The organism is Pseudomonas benzopyrenica (genome assembly GCF_036884265.1).
In the GTDB taxonomy this organism is placed as follows: Bacteria; Pseudomonadota; Gammaproteobacteria; order Pseudomonadales; family Pseudomonadaceae; genus Chryseomonas; species Chryseomonas benzopyrenica.
This window is the reverse complement of sequence record NZ_CP145723.1, coordinates 961,429-967,500: the sequence shown is the minus strand read 5'-3', so window position 1 is coordinate 967,500 and position 6,072 is coordinate 961,429. Positions and strand designations below refer to the sequence as shown.

Below are 6,072 nucleotides of genomic sequence, written 5' to 3'. Positions count from 1 at the left end.
ACCGCCTGCTTGAAGCCGACGAAGACGGCCTGGGCGACGATGGCATGGCCGATGTTCAGTTCGTTGATGCCCGGCAGCGCCGCGATGGGTTGGACATTGTGGTAGTGCAGGCCATGGCCGGCATTGACCACCAGCCCGAGGCCAGTGGCGAATTCCACCGCCTTGGCCAGCCGCTGCAGCTCATGGGCTTGCTCTTCCTGGGTCTCCGCTTCGGCGTAGCGACCGGTGTGGAGTTCGATCACCGGAGCACCACTGTCCTTGGCCGCCTGGATCTGCTGCAGATCGGGATCTATAAAGAGGGATACTTCCGAAGCGGGCAGTGCAGCGATGGCGTCGCGGATACGCTGGACCTGCCCCACTACATCCAGGCCACCTTCGGTGGTCAGTTCTTCCCGGCGTTCAGGCACCAGGCAGACGTGCTCGGGACGGATCTCGCGAGCGAATGCCAGCATTTCAGCCGTCAGGGCCACTTCGAGATTCATGCGGGTCTGCAGGAGGTCACGCAGCAGGCGGACATCCCGCTCCTGGATATGGCGACGGTCCTCGCGCAGATGCAGGGTGATGCCATCCGCTCCCGCCTCCTCGGCGTCCAGCGCCGCCTTGACCGGATCGGGATAGCGGGTACCCCGCGCCTGACGCAGGGTGGCGACATGATCGATGTTGACGCCCAACAGAACACGACTGAAGTCTTTCATGGCTTATTCACTTGGCTTGGCGAACAATTCGCGACTCATGAGGGGTTTGCTGCCCAGGTGCGGCGCCAGGGCCTGGCGCATCAGGCGCTTGGCAGCGCGGACTACCGTAGGATCGTCCCATTCGCCACGCTCCAGTGCTAGGATTTCCGCGCCGGCCAGACAACCCGGGCGTACCTCGTCGACGGGCTCGAAGCCCTGGTCCGGAATGAAGCGATAGAGGCGCTGGGCGTCAATGGCCTGGCCATCCAGGGTCAGGGACAGCGAGAAGCCATAGCCCAGCAGATCAAGCAGACGCCATTCGAAGGTGCGCAGCAGGGGTTCGACAGGACGACCCTGGACCAGGGCAGCGAGGGTCAGACCATAGAGCTCGAAGAGGGCGGGATAGGGATCTTCGGCGGGTAGCAGCCTGACCAGCAGCTCATTGAGATAGAAGCCACTGAACAGCGCCTGCCCCTGGAGTAGAAAAGGCGGCGCCAGGGCCGCCACCTTCTGCAGATTCTTCAGCTCCCCGCGCCCGCTGAGCTGGGCTTCGAGGGGAATGAAGGGCCTGGCCAGACTTCCGGAACGGGAGCGGGCCGCGCGCAACACCGTGCGGACCCGGCCGAAGGCGCCGAACACATCCACCAGTGCACTGCTTTCCCGATAAGGGCGCGCATGCAGGACGAACAGCGGCTCGGACGCCTGCATCGCTAGAGGTCGGAGTAACCCAGAGAGCGCAGGGCGCGCTCGTCATCGGACCAGCCGCCTTTGACCTTGACCCAGAGATTGAGCATGACCTTGGCGTCGAACAGGGTTTCCATGTCCTGGCGGGCTTCCTGGCCGATGCGCTTGATGCGCTCGCCAGCCTGACCGATGAGGATCTTCTTCTGGCCATCGCGCTCGACCAGGATCAGGCCATGGATGTGCAACACTCCGTTCTCGTACTTGAATTCCTCGATCTCGACGGCGACCTGATAGGGCAATTCCGCCCCCAACTGACGCATGATCTTTTCGCGAATCAACTCGGCCGCCAGGAAGCGACTGGATCTGTCGGTGATCTGGTCTTCGGGGAAGAAGTGGTCGCCTTCCGGCAGGCGCTCGGCCACCAGCTCCTCGAGGGCATCGAGATTGTGCCCGTGCTGGGCGGAAACCGGAATGAGCGTCGCTTCCGGCAGTTGCTCCTGCAGCCATTGCAGGTGCGGCAGCATGTCGGCCTTGTCTTCCAGGCGATCCATCTTGTTGACGGCGAGCAGCACCGGGCACTTCACGAAGCGGACCCGCTCCAGCACCATCTGGTCTTCGTCGGTCCAGCGGGTACGGTCGACCACGAACACCACGACATCCACATCGCGCAGGGCGGTGACGGCCGTCTTGTTCATGAAGCGGTTGAGCGCCTTCTGGTTTTCTTTGTGCAGACCAGGGGTATCCACATAGATGGTCTGCACCTCACCCTCGGTCTTGATGCCGAGCATGTTGTGCCGGGTCGTCTGCGGCTTGCGCGAGGTGATGGCCAGCTTCTGTCCGAGGATATGGTTGAGCAGCGTGGACTTGCCGACGTTGGGGCGACCCACGATGGCTACGTAGCCGCAGCGCGATGCCTTCAGCTCATCATTCATGACCATTCTCCACGCCCAGGGCGATCAAGGCCGCCGAGGCAGCTATCTGTTCGGCGATGCGGCGACTGACGCCCTGCCCCGTCGTTTTCTCATTGAGCATGGCGATCTCGCATTCGACGAAGAAGACCCGGCAATGGGGCTCTCCTTCGATGGCGACCACCTCGTAGCGTGGCAGGTCGCAGGCGCGTGCCTGGAGGAACTCCTGCAGCCGGGTCTTGGGATCCTTGTTGGTATCCACCGGCGTCAACTCGCGTAGTTGCGGCCCGAGCCAGGCCATGACCCGATCCTTGGCGGCGTCCATGCCGGCATCCAGATAGATGCCGCCAATCAGAGCTTCCATGGCATCGGCGAGGATGGATTCGCGGCGAAAGCCACCGCTCTTGAGTTCACCGGAGCCCAGGCGTAGGTAATCACCCAGTTCGAAACTGCGAGCCAGCAGCGCCAGGGTCTCGCCCTTCACCAGCTTGGCCCGCAGGCGGGACAGCTGACCTTCGCGGGCCTGGGGGAAGTGATCGTAGAGGGCTTCGCCGATGATGAAGTTGAGGATGGCGTCGCCGAGAAATTCCAGGCGTTCGTTGTTGCGACCGGCAAAGCTGCGGTGCGTGAGGGCGAGCAGCATCAGGTCCGGGTCCTTGAAGGTATAACCCAGCCGACGCTCGAGGCGATCTAGAGATAAAGTCACGGGAGATTTATACGGAAATCACGATTGAAACGAACGACCAGATCGATGTTGCGGATCAGGTGTTCACGTTTTTCATAGTCGAGGTGGATCTGCAGGTGATTGCCTTCGGCTTCGACGCGCATGGCCTTTTGCAGATCGAGATCACGGATGTCGTTTACCTGCATCCCCTTCCCCACATAGCTGTAGACGTCGGACACGCTGCGAATCTGGTTATCGGGATTGTCGCCGATGGATTCGATGACCTTGGTCAGAGCATTGTAGTCCAGGTAATGGGGCGCGAGTTTCATGGCCGTACTGGCCAGGAAAGCGATGATGCAGAGTGCGAGCAGACCACCGAGAAACGACAGCCCCTGCTGACGCGACGGACGACCAGGCACTCTGCGTTCATTCATCTGATGATACCTACGCGAGACAGGGTGGGCATGCTCTGCAGCTTGGGCTCCGGCCAGCTCAGCCAGACGGCGAAGGCCTTGCCGACGATGTTGCGGTCGGGAACCATGCCGAGCAGGTCACGGGGAATGCTGGGATCGTCCCAGTAGCGACTGTCGTTGGAGTTGTCGCGGTTGTCACCCATCATGAAGTAGTGACCGGCAGGCACCTTCCACTCGTGGTCGGGTTCCATGCGGTAGCGGGTCATCTCTTCGCGAATCAGGTGCTCGGCCTTGCCCAGTTGCTCCTTGAACAGCTTGACGCTGCCCAGCGAACCCGGCTCGTCGCCCACCAGCTCCTCGCTGACGCGCTGGCCGTTAACGTACAGCTGCTTGTCGCTGGTGTAGCGGATGGTATCCCCCGGCACCCCGATGACGCGCTTGATGTAGTTGACGCTGGGATCGCTGGGATAGCGGAACACCATGACGTCACCACGCTGGGGATCGCCGATCGGGATGACCTTGAGATCGATCACCGGCAGGCGAATGCCATAGGCGAATTTGTTCACCAGGATGAAATCGCCCACTTCCAGGGTCGGCTTCATGGAGCCCGACGGAATCTGGAAGGGCTCAACCAGGAACGACCTCAGGATCAGCACGATGGCCAGGACAGGAAAGAAGGACTTTCCGTACTCGACCAGCGCCGGCTCCTTGTTCAACTGCTCCAGTACCGCCGGATCGGGCTCGCTGACCTGCTGCCCGTAGGTCTGGATCGCCTTGCGACGACGCGGTGCGAGCACCAGCAGGTCGATGAGGGCCAGGGCGCCGCAGACGGCGACCGCGAGAACCAGCAACAGAGGGAAGTTCAAAGACATGGGCTTCAGCTATCCACCTTGAGCACGGCCAGGAAGGCCTCCTGAGGAATCTCCACGCTACCGACCTGCTTCATGCGCTTCTTGCCCGCCTTCTGCTTTTCCAGCAGCTTGCGCTTACGGGAGACGTCACCGCCGTAGCACTTGGCCAGAACGTTCTTGCGCAGCGCCTTGACGGTGGTACGAGCGACGATCTGACCGCCGATCGCCGCCTGGATCGCCACGTCGAACATCTGCCTGGGAATCAATTCCTTCATCTTCTCGGTCAGGGCGCGACCCTTGTAGTGCGCCTTGTCACGATGGACGATCAGGGCCAGGGCGTCGACCTTCTCGCCGTTGATGAGGACATCGAGCTTGACCAGGCTGGCGGCTTCGAAGCGATCGAAGCTGTAGTCCAGCGAGGCATAGCCACGGCTCACCGACTTGAGGCGGTCGAAGAAGTCCAGCACCACCTCGTTCATCGGCAGGTCGTAGCTGACCTGCACCTGGCTGCTGAGGAACTGCATGTCGCGCTGGACGCCACGCTTCTCGATGCACAGGGTGATGACGTTGCCCAGGTGCTCCTGGGGCACCAGGATATTGGCGCGGACGATGGGCTCGCGCATCTCGGCGACGGAGGCCAGGTCCGGCAGCTTCGACGGGTTGTCGACATAGATGGTGCTGCCATCCTTGAGCACCACCTCGAAGACCACGGTCGGCGCGGTGGTGATGAGGTCGAGATCGTATTCGCGTTCCAGGCGCTCCTGGATGATCTCCATGTGCAGCATGCCGAGGAAGCCGATGCGGAAGCCGAAGCCGAGGGCCTCGGAGCTTTCCGGCTCGTATTGCAGGGCCGCGTCGTTGAGAGTGAGCTTCTGCAGCGCTTCGCGGAAGTCCTCGAAGTCGTCGGAGCTGACCGGGAACAGACCGGCATAGACCTGCGGCTTGACCCGCTGAAAGCCCGGCAGCATGGCCACATCGGGGGTGGCGCTGAGGGTCAGGGTGTCACCGACCGGAGCACCGAGGATTTCCTTGATGCCGGCGATGATGAAGCCCACTTCACCGGCCTTCAGATCGGGCATTTCGGTGTGCTTGGGCGAGAAGACGCCGACGCTGTCGACCTGGTGCACCTTGCCGGTGGACTTGACCAGGATCTTGTCGCCCTTCTTGACCCGCCCGTGCTTGACGCGCACCAGCGAGACGACGCCCAGGTAGTTGTCGAACCAGGAATCGATGATCAGCGCCTGCAGGGGCGCGTCGATTTCACCCACGGGCGGCGGGATGACCTTGACCAGTTGCTCCAGCACCTCGGGTACGCCCATGCCGCTCTTGGCGCTGCAGGGCACGGCGTCGGTGGCGTCGATGCCGATGATGTGCTCGATCTCGGCCTTGACCTTGTCCGGCTCGGCCTGGGGCAGGTCCATCTTGTTCAGCACCGGCATGACCTCGAGGCCCTGCTCGATGGCGGTGTAGCAGTTGGCGACCGACTGGGCTTCCACGCCCTGGCCCGCATCCACCACCAGCAGCGCGCCTTCGCAGGCGGCCAGCGAACGGCTGACTTCGTAGGTGAAGTCGACGTGGCCGGGGGTATCGATGAAGTTGAGCTGGTAGGTCTTGCCGTCCTGAGCCTTGTAGTACAGCGTGACGCTATGGGCCTTGATGGTGATGCCGCGCTCGCGCTCGAGATCCATGGAATCCAGGACCTGGGCCTCCATTTCTCGGTCGCTCAAACCACCACAGATCTGGATGAACCGATCCGCAAGCGTCGACTTGCCGTGATCGATGTGGGCGATGATGGAGAAATTGCGGATATGGCTCAGATCACTCACGAATCAGCACTCGAATAGCCAGCAGCGGAACATCCGCCGGGAAAATAGCGGG

The 6,072-nt window shown here is 62.0% G+C and carries 7 protein-coding genes (1 of these 7 only partly in view); all 7 read right to left on the bottom strand.

The window, feature by feature from the left end; all coding sequences use genetic code 11:
• Tightly spaced (at most 5 nt apart), the 7 genes in view from pdxJ to lepA form a layout consistent with a single transcriptional unit that may run on beyond the window.
• A protein-coding gene (gene pdxJ / locus V6W80_RS04505; RefSeq protein WP_064307340.1) for a pyridoxine 5'-phosphate synthase crosses the window boundary here: on the bottom strand, positions 1–695 show its 5' portion. The gene continues 46 nt to the left of window position 1, outside the view; only the first 695 of its 741 coding nucleotides appear in the window; its start codon is at positions 693–695; the stop codon falls past the left edge of the window.
• A gap of 3 nt (positions 696–698) precedes the next feature.
• Positions 699–1,382, bottom strand: a complete 684-nt coding sequence (recO, locus tag V6W80_RS04500) for a DNA repair protein RecO (protein ID WP_017640153.1) — start codon at positions 1,380–1,382, stop codon at positions 699–701.
• A 2-nt stretch (positions 1,383–1,384) separates the two neighbouring features.
• The gene (era, locus tag V6W80_RS04495; protein ID WP_017640152.1) at positions 1,385–2,290 is read right to left on the bottom strand and encodes a GTPase Era; all 906 of its coding nucleotides are present in this window, start codon (positions 2,288–2,290) and stop codon (positions 1,385–1,387) included.
• Positions 2,283–2,972, bottom strand: coding sequence for a ribonuclease III (gene rnc, locus V6W80_RS04490; RefSeq protein WP_064307342.1), 690 nt, complete (start codon positions 2,970–2,972; stop codon positions 2,283–2,285). The genes era and rnc overlap by 8 nt, the downstream gene beginning before the upstream one ends.
• Positions 2,969–3,364, bottom strand: a complete 396-nt coding sequence (locus V6W80_RS04485) for a DUF4845 domain-containing protein (protein ID WP_017640150.1) — start codon at positions 3,362–3,364, stop codon at positions 2,969–2,971. Before V6W80_RS04485 ends, rnc begins: the two co-directional genes overlap by 4 nt.
• Positions 3,361–4,215: a signal peptidase I gene (gene lepB, locus V6W80_RS04480; protein ID WP_093253806.1), complete on the bottom strand. Its 855-nt coding sequence runs from the start codon at positions 4,213–4,215 to the stop codon at positions 3,361–3,363. Before lepB ends, V6W80_RS04485 begins: the two co-directional genes overlap by 4 nt.
• Before the next feature lie 5 nt (positions 4,216–4,220).
• On the bottom strand, positions 4,221–6,020 hold the full coding sequence (gene lepA / locus V6W80_RS04475; RefSeq protein ID WP_338545958.1) for a translation elongation factor 4: 1,800 nt from the start codon (positions 6,018–6,020) through the stop codon (positions 4,221–4,223).
• Positions 6,021–6,072: the final 52 nt, after the last annotated feature.